The 22,211-nt window shown below is 58.4% G+C and carries 18 protein-coding genes and 2 tRNA genes; 6 read left to right on the top strand and 14 right to left on the bottom strand.

What is annotated here, in order from left to right; genetic code table 11:
* Positions 1–277 precede the first annotated feature (277 nt).
* The 9 genes from ACWXTG_RS03295 to smc form a co-directional block, all read right to left on the bottom strand.
* A complete protein-coding gene (locus ACWXTG_RS03295; protein ID WP_309565239.1) occupies positions 278–481 on the bottom strand; it encodes a cold-shock protein in 204 nt (67 codons plus the stop codon).
* Positions 482–644: 163 nt separating this feature from the next.
* Positions 645–1,316, bottom strand: a complete 672-nt coding sequence (locus ACWXTG_RS03290; RefSeq protein WP_309565238.1) for a mechanosensitive ion channel family protein — start codon at positions 1,314–1,316, stop codon at positions 645–647.
* Between the two features lie 444 nt (positions 1,317–1,760).
* Entirely contained in the window at positions 1,761–2,384 is a 624-nt protein-coding gene (locus tag ACWXTG_RS03285) for a protein-methionine-sulfoxide reductase heme-binding subunit MsrQ (protein ID WP_480220678.1), read from the bottom strand.
* A gap of 19 nt (positions 2,385–2,403) precedes the next feature.
* Positions 2,404–3,375, bottom strand: coding sequence for a protein-methionine-sulfoxide reductase catalytic subunit MsrP (gene msrP, locus ACWXTG_RS03280; protein ID WP_480221202.1), 972 nt, complete (start codon positions 3,373–3,375; stop codon positions 2,404–2,406).
* Between the two features lie 57 nt (positions 3,376–3,432).
* Positions 3,433–4,305 (bottom strand): hypothetical protein, encoded by an 873-nt coding sequence (locus ACWXTG_RS03275; RefSeq protein ID WP_480220677.1) that lies wholly within the window; start codon positions 4,303–4,305, stop codon positions 3,433–3,435.
* A 32-nt stretch (positions 4,306–4,337) separates the two neighbouring features.
* Positions 4,338–5,138, bottom strand: coding sequence for a 3'(2'),5'-bisphosphate nucleotidase CysQ (gene cysQ, locus ACWXTG_RS03270; RefSeq protein ID WP_480220676.1), 801 nt, complete (start codon positions 5,136–5,138; stop codon positions 4,338–4,340).
* A complete protein-coding gene (ligA, locus tag ACWXTG_RS03265) occupies positions 5,135–7,225 on the bottom strand; it encodes an NAD-dependent DNA ligase LigA (protein WP_480220675.1) in 2,091 nt (696 codons plus the stop codon). The genes cysQ and ligA overlap by 4 nt, the downstream gene beginning before the upstream one ends.
* A gap of 1 nt (position 7,226) precedes the next feature.
* Complete coding sequence (locus ACWXTG_RS03260; RefSeq protein WP_480220674.1) at positions 7,227–8,606, bottom strand: cell division protein ZipA C-terminal FtsZ-binding domain-containing protein; 1,380 nt, start codon at positions 8,604–8,606, stop codon at positions 7,227–7,229.
* A gap of 105 nt (positions 8,607–8,711) precedes the next feature.
* Positions 8,712–12,218, bottom strand: coding sequence for a chromosome segregation protein SMC (smc, locus tag ACWXTG_RS03255; RefSeq protein ID WP_480220673.1), 3,507 nt, complete (start codon positions 12,216–12,218; stop codon positions 8,712–8,714).
* 61 nt (positions 12,219–12,279) lie between these two features.
* Here smc and queF point away from each other — a divergent pair, with 61 nt between their 5' ends.
* The 5 genes from queF to ACWXTG_RS03230 all read left to right on the top strand — a co-directional run bounded on the left by queF (position 12,280) and on the right by ACWXTG_RS03230 (position 17,304).
* On the top strand, positions 12,280–12,699 hold the full coding sequence (queF, locus tag ACWXTG_RS03250) for a preQ(1) synthase (RefSeq protein ID WP_309565231.1): 420 nt from the start codon (positions 12,280–12,282) through the stop codon (positions 12,697–12,699).
* Positions 12,700–12,731: 32 nt separating this feature from the next.
* Positions 12,732–14,744, top strand: coding sequence for an LTA synthase family protein (locus tag ACWXTG_RS03245; RefSeq protein ID WP_480220672.1), 2,013 nt, complete (start codon positions 12,732–12,734; stop codon positions 14,742–14,744).
* Positions 14,745–14,749: 5 nt separating this feature from the next.
* Positions 14,750–17,038 (top strand): lipopolysaccharide kinase InaA family protein, encoded by a 2,289-nt coding sequence (locus ACWXTG_RS03240; RefSeq protein WP_480220671.1) that lies wholly within the window; start codon positions 14,750–14,752, stop codon positions 17,036–17,038.
* Between the two features lie 74 nt (positions 17,039–17,112).
* Positions 17,113–17,188, top strand: a tRNA-Ala gene (locus ACWXTG_RS03235).
* A 40-nt stretch (positions 17,189–17,228) separates the two neighbouring features.
* Positions 17,229–17,304: transfer RNA gene (locus tag ACWXTG_RS03230), tRNA-Glu, on the top strand.
* A gap of 45 nt (positions 17,305–17,349) precedes the next feature.
* On the opposite strand, the gene ACWXTG_RS03225 is transcribed toward ACWXTG_RS03230, so the two are convergent.
* The gene (locus ACWXTG_RS03225) at positions 17,350–18,519 is read right to left on the bottom strand and encodes a phospholipase A (protein WP_480220670.1); all 1,170 of its coding nucleotides are present in this window, start codon (positions 18,517–18,519) and stop codon (positions 17,350–17,352) included.
* A 67-nt stretch (positions 18,520–18,586) separates the two neighbouring features.
* Positions 18,587–18,859: a hypothetical protein gene (locus tag ACWXTG_RS03220; protein ID WP_480220669.1), complete on the bottom strand. Its 273-nt coding sequence runs from the start codon at positions 18,857–18,859 to the stop codon at positions 18,587–18,589.
* Between the two features lie 356 nt (positions 18,860–19,215).
* Here ACWXTG_RS03220 and ACWXTG_RS03215 point away from each other — a divergent pair, with 356 nt between their 5' ends.
* Positions 19,216–19,935, top strand: a complete 720-nt coding sequence (locus tag ACWXTG_RS03215) for a S24 family peptidase (RefSeq protein ID WP_480220668.1) — start codon at positions 19,216–19,218, stop codon at positions 19,933–19,935.
* Positions 19,936–19,944: 9 nt separating this feature from the next.
* On the opposite strand, the gene ACWXTG_RS03210 is transcribed toward ACWXTG_RS03215, so the two are convergent.
* Genes ACWXTG_RS03210 through modB form a run of 3 tightly spaced genes read right to left on the bottom strand, consistent with a single transcriptional unit; the run spans position 19,945 to position 22,205 of the window.
* The gene (locus ACWXTG_RS03210; protein WP_480220667.1) at positions 19,945–20,463 is read right to left on the bottom strand and encodes a class I SAM-dependent methyltransferase; all 519 of its coding nucleotides are present in this window, start codon (positions 20,461–20,463) and stop codon (positions 19,945–19,947) included.
* Positions 20,464–20,482: 19 nt separating this feature from the next.
* A complete protein-coding gene (locus ACWXTG_RS03205; protein WP_480220666.1) occupies positions 20,483–21,535 on the bottom strand; it encodes an ABC transporter ATP-binding protein in 1,053 nt (350 codons plus the stop codon).
* Complete coding sequence (modB, locus tag ACWXTG_RS03200; RefSeq protein WP_480220665.1) at positions 21,525–22,205, bottom strand: molybdate ABC transporter permease subunit; 681 nt, start codon at positions 22,203–22,205, stop codon at positions 21,525–21,527. Before modB ends, ACWXTG_RS03205 begins: the two co-directional genes overlap by 11 nt.
* Positions 22,206–22,211: the final 6 nt, after the last annotated feature.

Raw genomic sequence — 22,211 nt, 5'->3', positions numbered from 1 at the left:
GAGCCAACTTATTGAAAATTAAAAAATTGCAAAACCATAACTCCAGTTTTACGCCAGCATTCGCTGCAATCTTACCCATTGCTGGGTAAGAATTGGACATGAATATTAGCTAGAGATTCTAGCATAGGTGACTATAAAACATAATGTCAGGAAAAAAGCGGGACAATCGGGCGTGGCAAGACTGCTTAGACATGTCACGGGATGGGATGGAGCTTGAGAATATAGCGATTAAAACAAAGGGCCGATCTGGACCGGCCCTTATTTAGATGTCTGGATATCAGGCCTTTTGGATATTGGAAGCCTGCTTACCTTTCGCTGTCTGAGTCACTTCGAATTGCACCCTGTCATTTTCCTTCAGGCTCTTATATCCGTTCGCCTGAATTTCGGAAAAATGCGCGAACAAATCGTCGCCGCCTTCGTCCGGGGAAATAAACCCGAAACCTTTTGCATCGTTAAACCACTTAACCGTACCAAGTGCCATATCATTCTCCCAAAAATAACTAACTGACTGCCATTGCATGCTAAAACAACAATGCAGCCCAGCGGATAAGTAATGGCTGATTATGATGTAGGCAGTTTCCTACAGCTGGAAACGCCCAGGGCCGCAAAAGCGGCCCTGAGAAGCTGCAACAAGCAAGCGTGCGTTATTTACGCTTGGATTGCATTTCCTCGATCAGGCGCGCGGCCCTGTCCTTCCCTCCCAGGCCGAACGCGATGGCAAGCGCAAGGAAGATAGCGCCGAACACGATCACAAACAATGCAGTCAATAACTGTGTACCGATATCAAGTTGTTCCAGGGCAACGAACAAGGCGAATATCTGGATGCCATACTCGACGGTGGTGCTGATCTTGAGCGCGCCGTCATATTTCATGCCATGCAACCATGCGAATACCAGGCGGTTGACGAACCGTGCCAGCAAGGTACCGAAAATCAATACCAGGATGGCGACAATGATCTTGGGCAGGTAGTTTGCCAAGTTGTTCAGCATGTGGGCGACTTCGGTGAGTCCGAGCGTATTGGCTCCAGTGATGACGAACAACAGGATCACAAGCCAATAGATCACTTGGCTGATGACGCCGCTCAGGGTCAGGTCGAAATCGCCATGCTTGAGAAACGCTTCCAGGCCGGAGCGATCGGCAAACTTGTCGAATTGGGCCAGCTCGAGGATGCGCTTGACGCCCAGGCATGCCACCTTGGCACAAACCCAGCCGAAAGCCAGGATGACGATCACCGCCAGCAGCTTGGGAAAGAAATAGGCTACCTGACTCCAGAATTCATTGAGTGATGTGAGAAAAATATCAATCTGCTGTTGCATAAGCACACTCCTTGTTTATTTATTAATGACCCTAGAACCTGTTCAAGGCCTTTTTATGAGATACGTTGACCTGTCAAGGGAGCCAAGCAAGGCGCAAACCACGCGTATGCGGATTGTCAACGTGCTCATTGCACGGCGAGGATTTGCAACGCCACAGCGGCTGCGCTACCGAGACAACCCGAAGGGCATGGCTCCAACACGCGTCCGCTCTGTGTTGCAGTCCTTGGCAAGGCAATGAGCATACCTGCGGACTACGCCTTGACCGGACGCGTCCTAGAGCCATGCGTACTTATAAAAAGGCCTTGAACAGGTTTTCTATGAGCAAGGCCTTTTGAACCAGAGCGGTAATGCCCGGCCGTCCAGGATAGGTCGGGTATTTTCTCGTAAATGCGGATTGGCCGCAAACAAATAACCCTTTTCACTTAACATTGAACGATAGGATAATTATCTAGTTGATTGATTATTAATTAATTTAAATTTATTCCTCAGCCTATAAGCTATCCGAATTGATAACAAGCCCAGCAAAATCAACGCATACGTCACGGGTTGGGAAATATCCTGCTTGACCAGCCAGAGGTAATGCAATACCGCCAGGACGGCAACCGGGTAACTGAGGGCATGCAATGTTTTCCAGCGTTTTCCCAGCTTGCGCATCATGGCGTCGTTGGATGTCGCGGCAAGCGGAACACTCAATATCAAGGCAAGGAAACCAACCAGCACATAGGGATGCTTGAGAATGTCCTTGGCTATCTCTGGCCAGTCGAACCAATGGTCCAGCCACAGATAAGCCATGAAATGCAGGCAGCCGTAGAAGAACATGAACAACCCGAGCATGCGGCGCAAGGAGAGCAGCCATCCCCAGCCCGACAGCAGGCGCAACGGAGTGACCGCAAGGCTGAGCAATAGGCCGACCAAGGCCCATGTTCCCGTGGAGTGTTCAATGAACTCAACCGGGTTTGCGCCCAGCCGGTCCGTGAATCCCAGCCATAACAACCTCGCCAGAGGCAGCAATGCCAAGATGAATATGCTGCGCTTGATCCAAGCGACGGCGGTTTTGCCAGGAGTCATGCTTAAACAGGAATCATGCCTAGAAATGCTTGCGCAGATCCATACCGCTGTACAGATGGGCAACCTGTTCGGCATAGCCGTTGAACATCAGCGTCGGTATCCGTTTCGCGAACAGGCTGCTGCCGATACGGCGCTCATTGGCCTGCGACCAACGCGGATGGTCGACACTGGGATTCACGTTGGCATAGAAGCCGTATTCCCTTGGCGCTGCGCGCATCCAGGTGGTTTGCGGCATCTTTTCCACGAACCTGATGCGCACGATGGACTTGCCTCCCTTGAAGCCGTATTTCCACGGGACAACCAGGCGGACCGGGGCCCCGTTTTGAGCGGGAAGCACTTCTCCGTACAACCCGACGGCGAGAATGGCAAGCTCATGCATGGCTTCGTCCAGGCGCAGGGCTTCAAGGTAAGGCCAATCAAGGATCGGGGCGCGAACGCCGGGCATGACGGCCTCATCGGCCAGAGAAATGAATTCGATGAATTTCGCATTAGCGGTAGGCTGAGCCAGGCTGACCAAGCGCGCAAGCGGTATGCCCACCCAAGGGATTACCATCGACCAGCCCTCCACGCAACGCATGCGGTAGATACGCTCTTCCAGGGGAGCAAGCTTCATGAGTTCCTCTACTCCCAATTTGCGCGGCTTGAGGATTTCTCCCTCGATTGAAATAGTCCAGGGCGAAGTCTTGAGCTGGCCGGCGTTTTCTGCCGGCTGCTCCTTGCTGGTGCCGAATTCGTAAAAATTATTGTATGTGGTGATGTCCCGGTAGGAAGTCAGCTTTTCTTCCTGTCCGTAGGCGGTTTTCTTGTAGCTCTTGATGGCAGGTCGGCGTCCTTGACCCTTTTCCTGTGCTGCAAAACCGAGACTGCTCCAGCCGCCCAACGCCATCATGGCGCCCAGGCCCGCGGCCTTGATGAGTTCGCGCCTCTGTCTGAACAGGCGGGCGGGAGTAATCTCGGAAGCTACGATATCGGATGGCTTGCCTATCAACATGGGCGACCTTTCAAGCGGATGCGCCATTGCATGGGCCTGGGACAGGCGGAGCTGGCATTAACGCTGTGATAAGTTTTGCAATTGCAAGTTCACTTCCGCCGTCAACTTTTCTGCGCCTATGGCCTCGCCGATTTCGAGCGCCTGCTCCAACGCCTCCTTCGCCTTGCCGGCCTGCCCGGCAGCGATGAAATTCAGTCCCAGGTAATAATAGCCCTTGGCTGCCCAGTAGCCGTCGCCGGCTTCTTTTGCCTTGCCTATGATCCTGTTGAGGTTTTTCTCGGCATTGTTGAAATCCTTGGCATTGATGTAAAGCGAGCCGAGCTCCAGCCCGGCATTCGCATAGGCATCGAAACTACCGTCGCTCGCCTGCATGACCAGGGCCTTGACCTGGTATGCGATGGCATCGTCATAAAGCCCCTGCTTGGCTTTGAGCTGGGCAAGATGCTCGTTGGCATCGGCACGCTCGTTGTTATTGGCAGCAAGCTGGAGGGCTGCTTCATAATGTTGTTGCGCTTGCGGCAACGATGCCCGCTGCACCAGGGCCTCGCCTGCCAGCAAGTGTGAGATGGCCTGGAACTTCTGGTTTTTTTCCTGTGTGGCGAGCGCCAGCGCCGCTTCATAACTGGATTGCGCTTGTGCGTACTGCTCCAATGCATTGTAGGCGTTGCCCTTGAGTAAATAGGTCACCACGCGCTCATGCGCCGTGGTTGCCTGCGCCTCGGCGGCAGTGAAGCTCTTGACAGCATCTTCGCCGCGTCCCAGGGCCAATTCCGCCCTGCCTTTGCACAGCAAGAGGTCGCGCTGCCCCTGTTGTTTTGCCAGGCCCTGCCCTGCCTGAGTCAAGGCTGCATCGGCATCGTCTTCATCCAATGCACGGAGGCAACCCTCGGCCGGGTTCGTGCCGGCATGCGCAAGACTGCTTGCGAGCATACATATCATCAGGATTCTAAAAAACGGCATCATTACTCCAGGTATTGGTTCCAATCGTGCGCTGTCGCGCCACGGGCAAAAAATTCCGGGTTGAGGATAGTGTCCTTGCGGTTGTATTGCAGGGTAAGGCCATGGCGGTCGACCAATTGGCCGCCCGCGCATTCGAGCACGCACTGCGCGGCCGCAGTGTCCCATTCCGACGTCAGGCCCAAGCGCGGGTAGACATCGGCCTTTCCCTCTGCCACCAGGCATATCTTGAGCGAGCTGCCCATATGGACAATATGCGGCTCGCTATGTTGGATAGTAATATTCCGCAACATGGCCTGTATTTTCTTGCCGGGATGGGAGCGGCTGGCAGCGACGGTAATATGGCCAAGGTCCAGTGGACGGGCATGGATGCGCTGCGCCGCCTGGCCGTCCAGCTGCTTGTAGGCAGCCTGGCCGTCGGCATAATAGCTGAGTCCAAGGGCCGGTGCGTGGACGACGCCGAGCACGGGCCGGCCGCAATCGATCAAGGCGATATTCACGCTGAATTCGTCATTGCGCTTGACGAATTCACGGGTGCCGTCCAGGGGGTCGACCAGCCAGTATTGCTGCCATTGCTGGCGCTCTGCGAATGGGGCAAGCTCATACTCCTCGGAGATCAGCGGCAGCCCTGGGGTCAACCATTGCAGGCCGTCCTTGATGACGCGATGGGCGGCCAGGTCTGCTTCCGTCAAGGGAGAATGATCCTCCTTGTGATGTACTGCAAAATCCCCGCGGTACACCTGCATGATGGCCTCCCCGGCCTCATGCGCCAGCTTCATCAATGCAGGGAGGAGGCTATCCTTCATTCCGCGAGCATATCCAGCAATCCGGCCTCGTCCAGTATCGCCAGCCCCAGCTCCTGCGCCTTGGCTAGCTTGCTGCCAGCCTCGCTGCCTGCGACCACATAGCTGGTCTTCTTGGAAACACTGCCGCTGACCTTGCCACCGGCTGCCTCTATGCGCTCCTTGGCCTCCTCCCGCGACATCGTGGGCAGCGTGCCGGTCAATACGAAAGTCTTGCCTTCCAGCGCGCCGGAGCTGGCCGGCTGCCCTTCGCTCTCCTCCCAATGGATGCCGGCGTCCGTCAGTTTCCTGATCACTTCACGGTTATGTTCCTCGGCAAAGAATTCGGCGATCGAGCGCGCCACCACCGGCCCGACGTCCGGCACTTGCTGCAAGGCTTCGGCATCCGCTGCCTGCAGTACGTCCAGCTTGCCGAAATAGCGCGCCAGGTCCTTGGCCGTGGCTTCTCCCACATTGCGGATGCCCAACGCGTAGATAAACCTGTTCAACGTCGCATGCTTGCTTTTCTGCAAGGCGTCCAGCAGGTTGCGGGCAGATTTCTCGGCCATGCGGTCCAAGCTGGAAAGTATGTCCAGATTGATTTTCTCCGGGTCATACAGGTCGGCCAGGGTTTCGACCTTGCTCTGGTCGATCAGTTGGTCGACCAGCTTTTCGCCCAGGCCTTCGATATCCATGGCGCGGCGGGAAGCGAAATGCAGGATGGCCTGCTTGCGTTGCGCCGGGCAGAACAGGCCGCCCGTACAGCGCACGGCAGCCTCGTCCGGCAACCTCGCGGCATGGGAGCCGCATATCGGGCACAAGTGGCCTATCGCCTCGAGCAAAACATAGGGCTGAGAGCCTGCTGGGCGCCTCTCCTTGATGACGGAGACCACTTCCGGGATGACATCGCCGGCGCGGCGCACCACCACGGTATCTCCAATGCGCACGTCCTTGCGGTCGATTTCATCCTGGTTGTGCAATGTGGCATTGGTGACGGTCACACCGCCCACGAATACCGGCTTCAGGCGCGCGACGGGTGTGATGGCGCCAGTGCGCCCTACCTGCACGTCAATGTGCTCCAGCACGGTCATTTCTTCCTGCGCCGGGAATTTATGCGCCACCGCCCAGTTCGGCTCGCGGGAGCGGAAACCCAGCTCGCGCTGCAGGTCCAGCCGATTGACCTTGTAGACCACGCCGTCGATGTCGTATGACAATTGGTCGCGCTTGGCGGCGATGGACTGGTGAAAAGCCGCCAATACCTCCGCGCCCATGCCTACGGCGCGCTCGCTGCATACAGGGAAGCCGAGCGCCTTGAGCGCATCCAGCACCTGGGCATGGGTGGGCGGCACCTTCCAGCCCTTGGTCTCGCCGAGGCCATAGGCGAAGAACGACAACGGCCGCTGTGCGGCAAGGCGCGGATCGAGCTGGCGGATGCTGCCTGCAGCGCCGTTGCGCGGGTTCACCAGGGTGGGCTTGCCGTGCTCGCGCTGGCGCGCGTTATAGCGTTCAAAATCCGGGCGGCTCATGTACACCTCGCCCCGGACCTCAAGCACTTCAGGCGCTTCACCGTGCAATTGCAGCGGGATCTGGCGTATGGTGCGGATGTTGTGCGTCACATCTTCGCCGACCTCGCCGTCGCCGCGCGTAGCGGCCTGCACCAGCAAACCATGCTCGTAGCGCAAGCTCAAGGCCAGGCCGTCGAACTTCAGTTCCGCTGCATATTCAATCGGCGCATCGTCGGGCAATAGCCCCAGCTTCTTGCGCACGCGCGCGTCGAAATTGCAGGCGCCCTGGGGCGTGATGTCGGTTTCCGTCTCGATCGACAGCATGGGGATGCGATGCCGCACCGGCACGAGTTCCGTCATGGCTGCCCCGCCGACCCGCTGCGTAGGCGAGTCTGGCGTGACCAGCTCGGGGTGAGCTTCTTCCAATGCCTTGAGCTCGCGGAACACGCGGTCGTATTCGCTATCCGGCACGCTGGGCGCATCCAGCACGTAATATTCGTGATCGTAGCGCCGTATCGTGGCGCGCAAGGCTTCCGCCTTTCCAGCCAAGCCGGACAGCGTTGCTGGAGGATGTGCCGAAAACAGGCCTGCTTGCATGTCCGCCATATCAGGAGAACAAGCGCAAGGCGTAAGCCTGGCCAGGCACAATGCCGTGCGCGATCATCTTGTCGTGGATCAGTTTGATCTGCTGGCGAATCTTGTCGATCTGCGCATCCCCCAACTCGCGCTGCTTGTCATCCACCAGGCGGGCGCCCAGGCCGTGCTCCATCTGCCTGGCCAGCAGCACCATATGGTTGTACGCCTCGGTGTAGTTCTGCACCCTCGGGATATCCAGCTGGAAGGTAAGCCCACGGATCACCGAGGTGCGCAGCATCTCGACGGTAAATGGCAATTTGTCATGGTTGACCACGGAGAACAACATCTGCTGGTTACCGCTGCCATCCTCGACAATGTAGTGATAAGCGCCATCCTCGCCCAGCGTCAGGCCGCCCGCTTCCGCGAGCCCGCGGAACTTGGTGCCGGTGAATGGGCCGCTTGCCCCCTGCGTGAGGTGGAAACCGACCATCTGGTCCACTTCGATGCAGAACTGGTCAAGCTCTGTAGCCTGCTGCAACGGGTTTTCCGTGTTCAGCCACTCAATCGACGCACCCAGGGAGCGGGCCAGCTCCTCGACTGCCAGGTGGAAGCGCGACAAGGTGCCGGTCGAGACCGCTCCTGCGCGGTCGGCTAGCTGCAAGGTACAGATGGCGGCGCTGAAATGGGCCGACTCCTGCTCCCGCGTCAGCAGATGCCAGCGCTGGTCGCCGCCCAACCCGTAGGCATACACCGGCTTGTCGATATCCGTGATCGAAAGCAGGAACTCACGCAGCGCCTGGCCGCTGGCTGGCGCTGCCAGCGAAAGCACGCCGACAAAATCGATCTCGGGATTCACTTCAGGGGGAATCGTCAGGACGGGCCGGGTAGCCGGCTCCGGGGCATATTCCGGCTCTGGCGGCTGCTCGGGAACAGCCGCTTGCAGCGCCTCGACTTTCTTTACGCTTTCTTCTTCGATGGCATCCTCCCATGGCGGCACCTCTGCCTCTTCCGGGATATTGGCAACTATCGTTTCCTCTAGAGCATCTTGCTTTATAGTATCTTCCTTGGCTTCATACGTTTCAGCGAAGGACACGCGCTCCCCAGCAGGCTCGTAGTCTGGCTCGTACTGGAGTTCATCATCCAGGCTATTCGCCTGTTGAACGGATGTATCAGCTCGCTCAACGTATTCAGCGTCGGAAGCATCCTCGTCATCCTGTACGGCATGGGGATCGATATGAAACTCTTCATTGCGGATGGCGCGCGCCTCTTCCATCAATGCATCGTACTTGGGCTCGTCGAAACGCTTGAAGGCCTCCTGCTTGAACTTGCGTTCCTGCCACCAGTTGAAGGCCAGCACAGCGCCGATGATAAGGGCGCCCAGTCCCAGTAAGGCCCAATGTAGATCAGTCATTATTTTAATACTCCACGCTTCTTGATCTGAAAAATGATCCTGGTTTATTCAAGGGTGTTGCCGATGCGCCATGAGTGCTGACAAGCGCCAAGAGCGGAATCCTGTTCATGCTGCCTCGTGCATCTGCAATGCCGCCGCGATATCCACCTCCACAATACGGGAGACGCCGGATTCCTGCATGGTGACTCCGATGAGCTGCTGAGCCATTTCCATGGTTATTTTATTATGGCTGACAAATAAAAATTGTGTGCGCTCCGACATTTTTTTCACCAGGGCGCAAAAACGCTCGGTATTGCTATCGTCCAACGGCGCATCCACTTCGTCCATGAGGCAGAAAGGGGCCGGATTGAGCCGGAACAAGGCGAACACCAATGCCAGCGCCGTCAGCGCCTTCTCGCCGCCTGACAATAAATGGATGGTACTGTTCTTCTTGCCCGGGGGCTGGGCGAACACCTGCATGCCGGTATCGAGGATTTCATCGCCCAGCATTTCCAGCTTGGCCTGCCCGCCCCCGAACAACTCCGCGAACAATTCGGCAAAATTGCGGTTGGCCTCGTCATAGGTGTGCTGCAGGCGGCTGCGCGTCTCGCGGTCTATGCGCCGTATCGCGTCCTCGAGCGTGGCGACGGCCTGCTCCAGATCTGCCGACTGGCTGTCTAGGTATTGCTTGCGCTCGCGCTCGCTTTCCAATTCCTGCAGCGCGGCGAGGTTCACCGGCCCAAGCCCCTCGATTTCCCCGCCCAATGCCGCGATCCGGCGTTCCAGATCGCCGGTTTTCGTGTTGACTGTCAGCCCTTGCACCAGCGCCCCTTCCTCCAGCCCGCATTCCTGCAGGTTCTGCTGGCATTGCTCAAAGTGCAGTCGCGCCTGCTGCTCATTGAGGCGCGCCTGCTCCAGCTTGTCGCGCAAAGGGTGCAAGGCCTGCTCGTATTGCATGCGGCTGCGCTCCTGCTGCTGCAATGCATTGTCGGCCTCCGCCAACGCGTCGCGTGCGGCTGCCAGCGCAGCCTCGTGTTGTTGCTTGCGGACGATCGCGGCTTCGAGGTTGGCCTTGAGGTTTTCCATTGCCGCAGCCTCGAGCAGCGCTTGCGCTTCCTGGCGACGGATGGCGAGGCTCTGCCGTTCTTCCTGGATGGCGTTCAGCCTGCTCTGGCTGTCCGCGATGCTGGTCGCCAGCAATTTGTGGTTGAAGGTTTTTTCCTGTGCGGCCCGCTCGGCTTTTTGCCAGGCGACCCGCACGGCATTCAGCTCGTTTTCAGCGGCATGACGCTTGGCCTGGGTTTCCTGCCGTTCGGACTGCAATTGACCAAGGGATGCCTGCAACTGGCCGAGTTTTTGCTGTTGCTGCTGGCGGTCCTGCTGTAATTGATCGTGTTGCCTGGTAAGTGCGGAGATGTCGTTTTCCAGGCCCTGGCGGCGCTGCGCGATATGCTGCCTTTCCTGGGCGAGCTGCTGGATCTGCAAGCTGCGCTGGTGTTGCGCCTGGGTCGTGCCGCGTAACTGCTGCTGCAATTGCTGTTGTTGCTGGCGCAACTCCTGCTGCTTGAGTTCTGCCTGCTGCAAAGCATGCTTGGCCTCATGGAGCACCTGCTGCATTTGCGGCAGGCCCGTCTCCAGCATGTCCAGCTCGCGCTGGCGTTCCAGCACGCCGTGCAACTCCGAGTTCTGCGCATGCAGGCTGATGCTGTGGCGGTCGTAGATATCGCCTGCGGCAGTGACCACGCTCTGTCCATTTTCCAGCGACAGGCGCAGCTTCCCGGCTTCGTCCGCCGTTTGCGCGACCAAGACATTGCCCAGCCAGTTTGCCAGCAGGCCCTGCAGCCCCGGCTCATGTACCTCGACCATGGCGCTCAACTGCTGTGCATCAGCAGCGGCCGAGGCTTGATCGCCAGGAAGGGCAAGCACCACCGCTGCGGGAGGACGCTCCGCCACGACGCGTGCCATGTCCTGCTCCGGCACACCTAGGATCGTATTGAGGCGGGCGCCAAGCACCGCCTCGACCGCGGTTTCCCAGCCAGACGTAATCCTGATCTTTTGCCAGAGCCGCTCGCCGTCATGCAAGCCGCGCGCGCGCAGCCACCCCTCCAATTGTCCCTGTTTGCCCAGGCCTGCCTGTATCTTCCGCAGGGAGGCAGCTTCGGCTTCCGCCTGTGCCAGCCGGCGTTCATGTTGCAGCAGTTGCTCCCGTAATGCCTTGACCTGCTCGGCCTGTTGCTGTTCATGCTCCCGCAATCGCAGCAGGCCTTGTTCAAGCTCGGCCTGCTGGCTGGCCGCTTCCTTGAATTCGGCTTCAAGCCCATGCAGTTTTGCCTCGTCCGGCATCTTGAGGTTGCCCGCCTCCTGCTGCATGCGTTGCAGGCGCTGCCTGGCATCCTCCAAATTGCGCTCGGCATGCTTGAGGCTGGCATCCTCCAGGCGTATGGTCTGCTCCGCCTCATGCAATGCCCGTTGCGCGGCGGAGTGGATATGCAGCGTAGACTGGAAGGCGCGCTCCATTTCCGGCAGTTTCTGCTTCAATGCCTGCAGTTGCTCGCCAGCCTCGGCTTCCTCAGCGCTGACTACCCGTTGCTGCCCTTGCAGGGTTTGCAGTTTTTCACTGAACTCCTGATGCTGCTGGTCGAGCTTATGCGATTGCGACTCTATCTGTTGCAATTGCGCCTGCAGGCGCGAGCGCGCCTCCTGCGTGTGGCGCAATTGCTGCTCCTGGTTGGAGACTTCCGCGTTGGCTTCGTAATAAGCCGCCTGCGCTGCCTGTAACTGAGCCGAAGCTGCCTGGTGCTGCTGGCGCAAGGCCTCTAGGCCGCCCTCCGCCTGCCGCAGCGCCGCCATCTGCGCCTCGAGCTCGATGCCGAGCCGGTTCATGGCGGCCTGCGACTTCTCCCACTGGTTGCCGGCATCTCGCTTCTTCAACAGCCAGAGCTGCCCTTGCGCCAGTTGCAGGCTGTTTTGCAGGCCCTGATATTGCAGGGTAACCGCAGCCTGCGCTTCCAAGCGCATGATCTGCTTGTCCATTTCCTGGCGGATATCCTCCACCCTCACCAGGTTGTCGCGCGTGTCCCGCAGGCGGTTCTCGGTCTCGCGGCGGCGCTCCTTGTACTTGGAAATGCCGGCGGCCTCTTCGAGGAATACGCGCATTTCCTCGGGCCTGGCCTCGACAATCCTGGAAATCGTGTTTTGGCCGATGATGGCGTAGGCGCGGCCGCCCAATCCTGTGCCCAGGAACAAGTCGGCCACGTCGCGGCGGCGCACGGCCGCATTGTTGATGAAGTAGCTGGAGCCTTTTTCGCGCTCGATCACGCGCTTGACGGAGATTTCGGCGTACTGCGACCATTCCCCTGCCGCGCCGCCCAGGCTGTTGTCGAAAATGAGCTCCACGCTGGCGCGGGAAGCCAGCTTGCGGTTGCCGGAGCCGTTGAAGATGACATCCGCCATGGATTCGCTGCGCATTTCCTTCGCGCTGGACTCGCCCAGCACCCAGCGTATCGATTCCATGACGTTGGACTTGCCGCAGCCGTTGGGGCCCACCACGCCTACGCGCTGGCCATGGATATGCAATGTAGTGGGGTCGACGAAGGATTTAAAACCAGCGAGCTTTAGATGAGTCAGGCGCAATTGATGGAGGTCTTGGCTATAATGACACTTTTTTGATAATCCGATTTATACGGTAGCCCTTATGTCTAGTCAACCCAGCAAAGCTTTGGAAACCTTCGACAACCCCAATCCCGGCCGCGATTTCCACATCCATATGGAGATCCCCGAATTCACCTGCCTCTGCCCAAAAACCGGCCAGCCGGATTTCGCCGTGCTCTATCTGGATTACATTCCTGACCAGAAGTGCGTCGAGTTGAAGAGCCTCAAGCTTTATATCTGGTCTTTCCGCGACGAAGGCTGCTTCCATGAAGCCGTGACCAACCGCATTCTGGATGACCTGGTGGCGGCGACCGATCCCAAGTTCATGCGCCTCACTGCCAAGTTCTACGTGCGCGGCGGCATCTTTACCAACGTGGTTGCCGAACACCGCAAGCCAGGCTGGCAGCCTCAGCCTCGCGTCGAACTGGCCGAATTCGCGCCACAATCCAATATCCGCGGTTAAACATTCCATCAATTAACGAAAGTCGTCATCACATGGTCGGTTTGCTGGAACGTAGCCGCAGCTCACTCTGGACACTGGCAGGCAGGTTCGGCCCCTACGCGCCCCTGCTCGTCATGACATTGGTCAGCTTCCTCATCTTCAGCCTCTCCCGGGCAGGCCTGGTCGCTTGGCAGTACGACCGGGTAACGGCCGTCTCCAGCTGGCAGGAAGTCATGCTGAACGGTTTGCGCGTGGACAGCATTCAGATCGGCTTGATGTGGCTGCCCGCGCTGTTGCTGGCACCTTTGCTCGCTATCGGCAGGTTTTGGCGCCTGTGGCGCGGCTTCACCTATTCCTGGGTGGTGCTCTGCGTCAGCCTGGTGATATTGCTGGAACTCGCAACGCCCGGCTTCCTTGGGGAATACGATGCGCGCCCCAACCGGCTTTTCGTGGAATATCTCAAATACCCGAACGAAGTGTGGGCCATGCTGTGGAATGGCTTCAGGGTGCATCTGTTCGCCGGCGTTCTCGGCACATTCGTGGCAGCCCTGGCCATGGGCTGGCTCATGCATCCATGGCTCAGGCAGCAACAACGCTGGAAGAACTGGACCGTATGGCTGAGCTGGCCCCTCGTTTTCATCGTTGCGGCATTGGTGGTGCGCGGTACGATCAGCCACCGCCCGGCCAATCCCGCCATGTTTTCGCGCACGACGGACTCCATGGTCAACAGTGTGATCCTGAACTCCTCCTGGTCGCTCATCCACGCGGTATACAGCCTCAAGCATGAAAACAAGTCGAGCGAAATGTACGGCATTCTCCCTGATGAAGAAATCTACCGTATCGTGAGGGAGACCCGCGCCAGGTTCGATGGGAGCTTTGCGCCCGTAGACCATCCCGGCTTGCCCACCTTGTCGCAGCTGACGCCGTCACGCACGCGTGAGCGTCCGCTCAATCTGGTCATCATCCTTGAGGAAAGCCTGGGTGCGACCTTCGTCGAATCGCTGGGCGGGACGCCCGTGACCCCCAACCTCGAAAAGCTCAAGGAGCAAGGCTGGTGGTTCGAGCAGATGTATGCGACGGGCACGCGTTCCGTACGCGGCATTGAGGCGGTCGTCACGGGTTTCCAGCCGACGCCGGCGCAAAGCGTCGTCAAGCTATCCCTGTCGCAGCGCAACTTTTTCACACTGGCTTCCCTACTGGAACAGCAAGGCTACAGCACTGAGTTCATCTACGGCGGCGAGTCACACTTCGACAATATGGTGGGATTCTTCATGGGCAACGGGTTCCAGCGCGAGCAGGATTTCGATAGCTATGAAAAGCCCGTGTTCGTCGGCAGCTGGGGCGTCTCGGACGAAGACCTGTTCAACAAGGCGCATGACGAGATCATGGCCAGCCACGCCAGCGGCAAGCCCTTTTTCACGCTGATCTTCACCTCGTCCAACCATGCGCCGTTCGAGTTTCCCGACGGCCGCATAGAACTTTACGATCCGGTCAAGGCGACCGACAACAACGCGGTGAAATATGCCGACTACGCGCTCGGGCAATTCTTTGCCAAGGCGCAGAAGAGCGATTACTGGAAAGACACCTTGTTCATCGTGGTCGCCGACCACGACATCCGCGTCCATGGGCATGACATGGTGCCCATCAACCACTTTCATATCCCGGCGCTGATCCTGGGCGCGGATATCGAACCGCGCCGCATACAGACCGTGGCAAGCCAGATCGACCTGCCGGTGACCGCGCTTTCCCTCATGGGCATCAAGGCGCAACACCCGATGACGGGGCGGGACTTGAGTCATGGCGACGGCGACCAGCCCGGCCGCGCCATGATGCAGTTCGAGAACAACTTCGCTTGGATGGAAGGAAACCAGGTGGTGGTGCTGCGCCCCGGCAAGGAGCCTGCGCACGGCACCTGGGACGTCAAGACAAAGAAGTTCAACCAGGCGCAGCCTGCCGCGGACCGGACGGAGTTCGAAGCGCGGGCGTTGGCGAACTCCCTGCTGCCGTCGCTGCTGTACCGCGAACGCCTTTATCACATGCTGCCTCAAGAAAGTAAGCCCCAATAAAGCGTATGGACACGATAGAGAAAACGCCCATCCAGGGATACATCCAGCCCACCGGGCCCAAGACGCAATTGCCTCAGCCATCCATGCTGACCTGGGAGATTATACGCAAAGGGCTCGCGTATATCCTCAAGGGCAAGATGATGGTGCCGGACAGCCACCTCCCCCCTGCCGCCCATGACGTGCCGGTAGATTTCGCCGGGGTCGGGGTCGCCACCTCGGGCAATCCCGAGGTGGATGATTACGTGATTGCCCGCCTTGAGGAATTAGGCCTGCGCCAGGTCAGGCTGGACTTCGGCTATGGTGACCTTGAGCATGATGCAGCACGCTTGCTCGAGACATTGCTCGACAAGGGGTTCAGCGTCATGCTGCACCTGGTGCAGCCATTCGAGGCCGCCATCGCCATGGAGCAAGCGACAGCCCAGCAGGCCTGGCAGGCATTCCTGCAACAAGTGCTGAATCGCTACGGCAGCCGCGTATCCATGGTCGAGATCGGCTCGACAGTCAACCGCAAGCGCTGGGCCGGCTATACGCCGCAAGGGTTCCTCAAGGCCTGGGAAATTGCCTACCGCGAAGTCAAGCAACGCAACATCACGCTTGCCGGGCCGAATATCAGCGATTTTGAACCGCTGTACAATATCGGCCTGCTGGAAATCTTTCAGCAGCGCGGCCAACTGCCGGATGTCCATACGAACAACCTGTTCAGCGAACGCTCGACCGAGCCGGAGCGCTTCGACCACCGCATTCTGAAATACCGGCAAGCCACCGCGCTCAAGTTCAACCTGGTGAAAAAGGCGCGCCTGCTGCACAAGATCACGGCCGATTACGGCGTGCGCGAAGTCATGTCGCCCTCCGCTTTCTGGACCTTGCCACGCATCCTGCGTCTGTTGCCGGATGGCGAGCAGAAACAGGCGGACTATCTTGCCCGCTACATGATTTTGTGCGCGGCATCCGGGGCATTACGCCAAGCGTTTTGGGGGCCGTTGATCTGCCACCGCGAAGGTTTGATCGACGACGGCAGCGACAGCTACCCGGCACTGGAGCGCATAACCCACTATGCCAGCGTCACGGGCGATATCCAGCAGTTCCGGCCTCGCCCGAGCTTCTACACCATGCAGGCCTTCGTGCGCTTGATACCCGGGCGGCATTACCTGGGAGCGCTGCGCAGCAGCCACGGCGTGGAAATTCATGCCTTCAAGGACAGCCAGACCCTGGTGCATGCGGTCTGGACCACCAATGGCAAGGGCGCCGTGCTGGCCGACCATTACCAACTGGATGACTTGCAGCATGCCAGCTACACCAGCCGCGAGGGAGTAAGGCTGGCGACAAGCCCCGGCCTCGCCAGCGAGTCGCCGATCTATATCACATGGCCAGCAGGAAGGAACATCATCTTGAAAACGGAAAAAGGCCTGTTTGCGAACCTGTCGATCCAGCGGCACGGGGAGCAGGGCGAAGACAAACACCACCACGCCTACCAGGATGATGAATGGCGCGGCATCCTGGTCGCCGGCAGCGCCGAGGAGGCAGCCCTGCTCAGTCAGGCGCTTCACCCATCCCGGCTGGGCAAGCCGCCCAAGGAAGCCATCCTGCGCAAGGCGCGCAACGCGATCTGGACCATAGCGGACCCGCGCGACCCTGCCCGCAAGCTCGTGGTGAAGCAGCCGGTCAAGATGCATGTGCACAAGAAAGTGCTCGACCAGTTCAAGCTCTCGAAAGCCAAGCGCAGCTGGAACGGCACCAACGAACTGCTGCGCCGCGGCGTTGAGGCGGCAGCGCCGATCGCCTATTTCGAGAAACACGGCGACCGCTCCCTGCTGCAGAATTACTATATTTGCGAATTCGTCCGCACCGACTTTTCCATCCGCGACATCTTTATTGCCTTCCACAATGGCGAAACCTCATACGACGGCATTACTGCCGAGCAAATCTATCCGCAACTGACACGCTACCTGCTCAACATGCACGATAGGGGCGTATTTTTCCGCGACCTTTCCGGCGGCAACATCCTGGTCACCAAGCTTGAAGATGGCCAGCTCGCATTCTCGCTCATCGATACCAACCGCGCCCATTTCTTCAATCATGGCATCCCGTTGTCCAAGCGGCTTTCAGACCTCACGCGCGTATGCGTCAAGCTGCCCTGGCATAGCCGCGAGCAACTGGTCGGCATGTACCTCAAAGCCATGAAGCAGGAGTTCGGCTGGCGCCAGCGCCTGCCCTTTCACCTGTACGATTTCAAGGTCGGCATGAAAAAACGCATCGGCCGCAAAGCCATCAAACGCCTGTTCAAGAAGAAATAGCGCTTTATTTGAATTAATTGGGCTAGAAGCGTTGACAGGCATGGCCTGGATCATTAATATAGCGGCTCTTTTTCGGGGGTATAGCTCAGCTGGGAGAGCGCTTGCATGGCATGCAAGAGGTCAGCGGTTCGATCCCGCTTATCTCCACCAAAAATAGATGCCCGGATGATGCCGGGCGTCTGACGATGAAGTCCCCATCGTCTAGAGGCCTAGGACATCGCCCTTTCACGGCGGTAACCGGGGTTCGAATCCCCGTGGGGACGCCAGCATAAAAAACCCAGCATCCGCTGGGTTTTTTATTGCCTTACACCCTACCGCGTCACGGAAATCCCCAACCTGATCTGGGTGTCCCTGTCCTTGTCGTAATCAAGCAGGGTCTCGCCGTATCCGGAGAAAATCTGCAGGTGGGCAAAGGTGCCAGTGCGCGACAGGATGCGGTCGCTCAAGGGATAGGTTATGTCCAGCTGCCCCGTCGCATAACCTTTCGTGCCCTGCCGGTAAAGCCCGGTGACCATCAGCCCGTCCTCGCGGCCGTAGCGCAATTGCCAGTCCGCATAACCGCGATAATGCTGGATATCGGGATTCTCGTCCTTGTCGATGTAGGCATAGATTTTGGGGGAGAACGTCAAGCGGCGGCCATTGGCAAAATCGAGGTGCCAGCTCGGGCGCACATAGGCGGTATTAAGCGAGCGCGAATCCACCCCGCCCTGCCCGTTCGACTCGTGCTCTATGCCAATGCGCCAACTGTCGGGGAACAGCCCCTTAGAGCTGCCCGCCCAACGGTAGAACAGCCCGGGCCGGTAGCTGGTATCGCGGAACGGGCTGGAATCCCCGCCGATATCCCACAAGGTGGTCTGCGTATAGCTGAAGTAGAGGTTGCTCAGGAAGGGCGCATATTGCGCCACGGAGCCCTTAGGCTCGAACGGTCGGTATTTGAAGCTGATCTGGAAGCGCGCATCCGCGCCATGGTCATCCCCATTGCCGAAGAGGAAGTAGAGCGGCTCCTCGGGGCTCAATGCCGGTTCGTCGTCAGGTGCGGCGATGACGACCTGCGGCGCCGCATTGCTGCTTGCCGCGGGCTCCGCCGCCACCTGCGGCTCAACCGCTGCCGCCACATTTTCATTGCTGGCGACCAGCAGCACGGTATTGGAGGATTGCTCGATCAAGGCCGCGCGCACCACGCCGACGAAATCCTGCCGCGGGGTACCGCTATACACCTTGCTGACTTGGTTGCTATTGCCGTCCTGCGCCGTCAGCTCGATTTCATCGCTGACGCCGGCGCCTGAAAGCTTCAAGCGCATGCTGGCAGGCCATGCGGGGATGTTCTGTGGCTTGACCACCTGGAATGACACAGGTTGGCCAATGCTGATTGTTTCCCCCTGTGCGACAACCAACCACTGCTCTTCAGCCCATGCCTGGGATGACAGCAACAACATGACGGGCGCCATGATGATGTCGCGATGATATTGAAAAAAAGGCATGATCCTCCTGACCGTGGATTAATACAGATAACCATATATTAAACATGGATGGCTCAAGTTGGACAGTTCAGGCGTGAATTGGTGCCGCGTCATGCTCGGCTACATGGTGCTCGATATAGCCCAACGCAGGCTGGAAGAAGGCAATTTCCTCAGGGCGCCAGTTGCACCCTCCTTCCCGCAGCATGGTAGTGACGGCGACGATATGACCGTCAGCGTTCCTGATAGGTGCAGCAAGGTAATTGCGTCTATGGATATCGCATCCTTGCTTCAATGCTTCATGCACGGAAACGGAATAGGAAAGCGCCGCATATTGCAAAGACTCTTCCAGCGATATGCCCAAGCGCGCGCGGAGGAATACATAGCCCTTATCGATGACATGCGTAAAAATAGCCGAAGCCGAAAATATATGCTGGATGCTGTGAAGAAGCCGGTAGCTTTTTAAATGCGGGCGGCGTATTAATTAATTGTAATCGCTCAATTAATAAAACAAACCCATGCGCCCCTATATATGGGTTACATATAGGTTCATCAAGAGTATGATAATCAATTGACACTGTCCGCCTTGCTGCTGGCTCGGCACGACAGCGCAGTTGCTTGGGCTATCACGAAAATGAAGATGCTTTCAATTCAATTTTGACAACGATTTTATAGTAAAAATAAATTATCAATTGTCAACAATTAAATCAATATTTATTTATGAAAACCCCTACTCCCCCTAAAGTCGAGAACGAATCACTGTATTTTTCATGTAAAGAGCTGGCTGAGCTGCGCTTGCCCGGCAAGCCAGGAACCCGCCAAGGTTGGGATGTCATCGTCAATGCGGAAAAATGGCCCTATATCGAAGTGGCGAGCAGAGGCAGGAAAGGCCGCACGAAGAAATACCATCCCCCGGCGGAACTGCTGCAATTAATCAATAAGCAATATCCCAACGGCCGCCCGGCACCCCACCGCTACAGTACCGGCTCCGGCGCCAAGGCGCATGTGGCGAATGATTACGTCGTCTCCTCCAGCAGAGTGGCGAGATATGACAAACCCAACTACCGTTACGAATCGCTTGAAGAGTACTTGGTGGAAAGCATCGATTTCAATCCGGCCAGCAGCCAGCTGGACACGCCCTACCAGCACCTGAAGATATTCACGGTGAGGGGCACCAGCCTGGAGCCTTCCATGCATGACGGGGACGAGGTGCTGGTGGATATACGCTGCCGCTCTTTCGACGACAATGCCGTGTTCGTGATCGGCCAGAACGATTTCATCCGCATCAAGCGGGTACAGCTGCGCCTGGATGGCACGGTGGTGGTCAGGAACGATAACGACGGCGACCTGCCGCCAGAGGTCTATACCGCGGAAGAAGCCAAGCGCTTCAAGGTCATCGGCAAGGTGATCCCGTTCAAGTTCGGTCGATTCAAACTGTAGCGCCGCAAACTATAGTGCGAGTGCCACCAGGCGCTGTAATACTGCAGGGTTGGGTGGCAGCTGCAACAACCCCTCCTCGTAAGCCGCTATCCTCAGCAGCGGCTTGAATGTGTCGGCCAGCTCGTTGCTTCTCAGGAGAAAATCAGGATTGCTCGGCCGGCCGTATTGCTCATGTCCCTGCATGAAGGTTTCGTAGATCAACACCCCTTGAAGCGCCAGGCTGCCCGCCAATACAGGCAGCAACGGCCGGTGCAGGTAGCGGCATACCACGATGGCATCGAAGTATTCGCCAACATAAGGCCAAGCGCCTTGCTCGAGGTCGCGTACCTGCACCTCAATGTCGGGAGCCTGGCTTTTCAATGTAGCCAAGCCCGCCGCATCACGATCCACTGCCGTTACCCTGAAGCCCTGCCGTGCAAGCCAGACGGCGTTGCGTCCGGCGCCGGAGGCCACGTCCAACACCCGCCCTCCGGGCTTGATGTAATGGCTGTGTTCTACCAGCCATGCCGAAGGACATGACGCTTGCATTGTTAAGGAGTTCACGCAGCTAGGCCTCGAGAATGTGGATTTGCTCAGTGCGCACTGCCAGCCGGACCGGTTGCTGGATAGCCAGCGGAATGGTGGCCGGACATTGCAATTCCAGTATATAGCTTGTCCCGGGCAAACTGACGCTGACCAGCCAATGCTCGCCCAGGCGGACCAGGTGGCTGATATTGCCTGCAAGACTGGCTGGCTCGCCTGTCGATGCCGCCAGGCGTATTGCCTCTTGCGGCAGGCACCAATGCAAGGTTGTACCAGCTGGAAGAATGCGTTGCAACTCTAGCTCCTGGTCGCCCACCGCCAGCACGCTGCGCGCCCCGGAAGTGCGTACTATCGTGCCGGAGAAGATGTTGCGCACCCCGATCAATCCGGCCACGGCACGGTTCAAGGGCTGCTTCACTACATCGCCTGGAGTTCCCTCTTGCAGGATGCAGCCCTGCCCCATCACGGCAATCTTGTCCGCGAGCAGCTGGGCCTCGTTGAGGTTGTGCGTGACCAGAATCATGGGAATGTTGAGTTGCGGCTTGAGCATCGCCAGGACGCGGTACAGGCCATCCCGGGTGATGCTGTCCAGAGCCGAGAAAGGCTCGTCCAGCAACAGGATGCTGGGCTGGGCTGTCAAGGCGCGCGCCAGCGCAACGCGCTGCTGCTGGCCGCCGGAAAGCTCGGCTGGCTTACGCTGTGCGAATGCGCCCAGCTGCACTTTCTCCAGCCATTCCCTGGCGCGTGCCGACTGCTCCTGCTTGGGCAAGCCATGCAAGGCTGCCGCGACATTCTGCAGCGCCGTCATGTGGGGGAACAGGCCATAGTGCTGCGGGACATACCCGATGCGGCGTTGCTGGGGTTTCAGCTTGACGCTATCGCTGAACCAGGTGTCGCCGTTGAGGCTGATGAGGCCGGATTCGGCATGCTGCAAGCCCGCGATCATGCGCAACAAGGTCGATTTGCCGCAGCCTGACGTCCCTAGCAAGGCCAGCAGCTCGCCGGCCCGGCAATGCAGTGCTGCATTGAGGGCAAATGGCCTTTGTTGCCGGATGTCCAGCCGCAGTTCAGATTTCATGGTAGTTTCCGCGACGGCCAAAGCGCTTGGAAAGGCTGTTGGCCAGCGCGAGCACGATGATGGAGAACAGCAGCAGCATCAAGGACATGCTGCCCGCCGCATCGAAATCCAGCGCCTGCACCCGGTCGTAGATGCTGATCGCGATGGTCTTGGTTTCGCCAGGCAAGCTGCCGCCCACCATGAGGACGACGCCGAATTCGCCCAGCGTGTGCGCAAACGTCAGCACCATGGCAGTCACAATGCCGGGCCAGGCCAAGGGCAGCTCCACGGTCAGCAAGGTACGCAACGGGGACATGCCGCAGCACGCCGCGGCATCGCGCACTTCCTGCGGAATGGATTCAAACCCGCGCTGGATCGGCTGCACGGCAAACGGGATATTGACGATGATGGAGGCGATCAACAAGCCGGAAAAATGGAACACCAACAGATGGCCGGTCCACTGCATAAGCCATTGCCCGAGCCATGACTGGCTGCCCAGGCCGACCAGCAAGTAATAGCCCACCACGGTGGGCGGTAAAACCAAGGGCACGGCCAGCAAGGCTTCCATGACCGGCTTCCCAATGAACTGGCGATAGGCCAGCCAGCGCGCGGCCAGCAACGCCAGCGGCACCAGCACGATAATGGTCATGAGACCCAGCTTGAGTGACAGCCCGAGGGCGATCCAATCCATCAGCGT

It is taken from the genome of Methylobacillus sp. DLP286 (assembly GCF_056636515.1).
The sequence above is the reverse complement of the archived record's forward strand: the minus strand, read 5'-3'. Positions and strand labels throughout refer to the sequence as shown.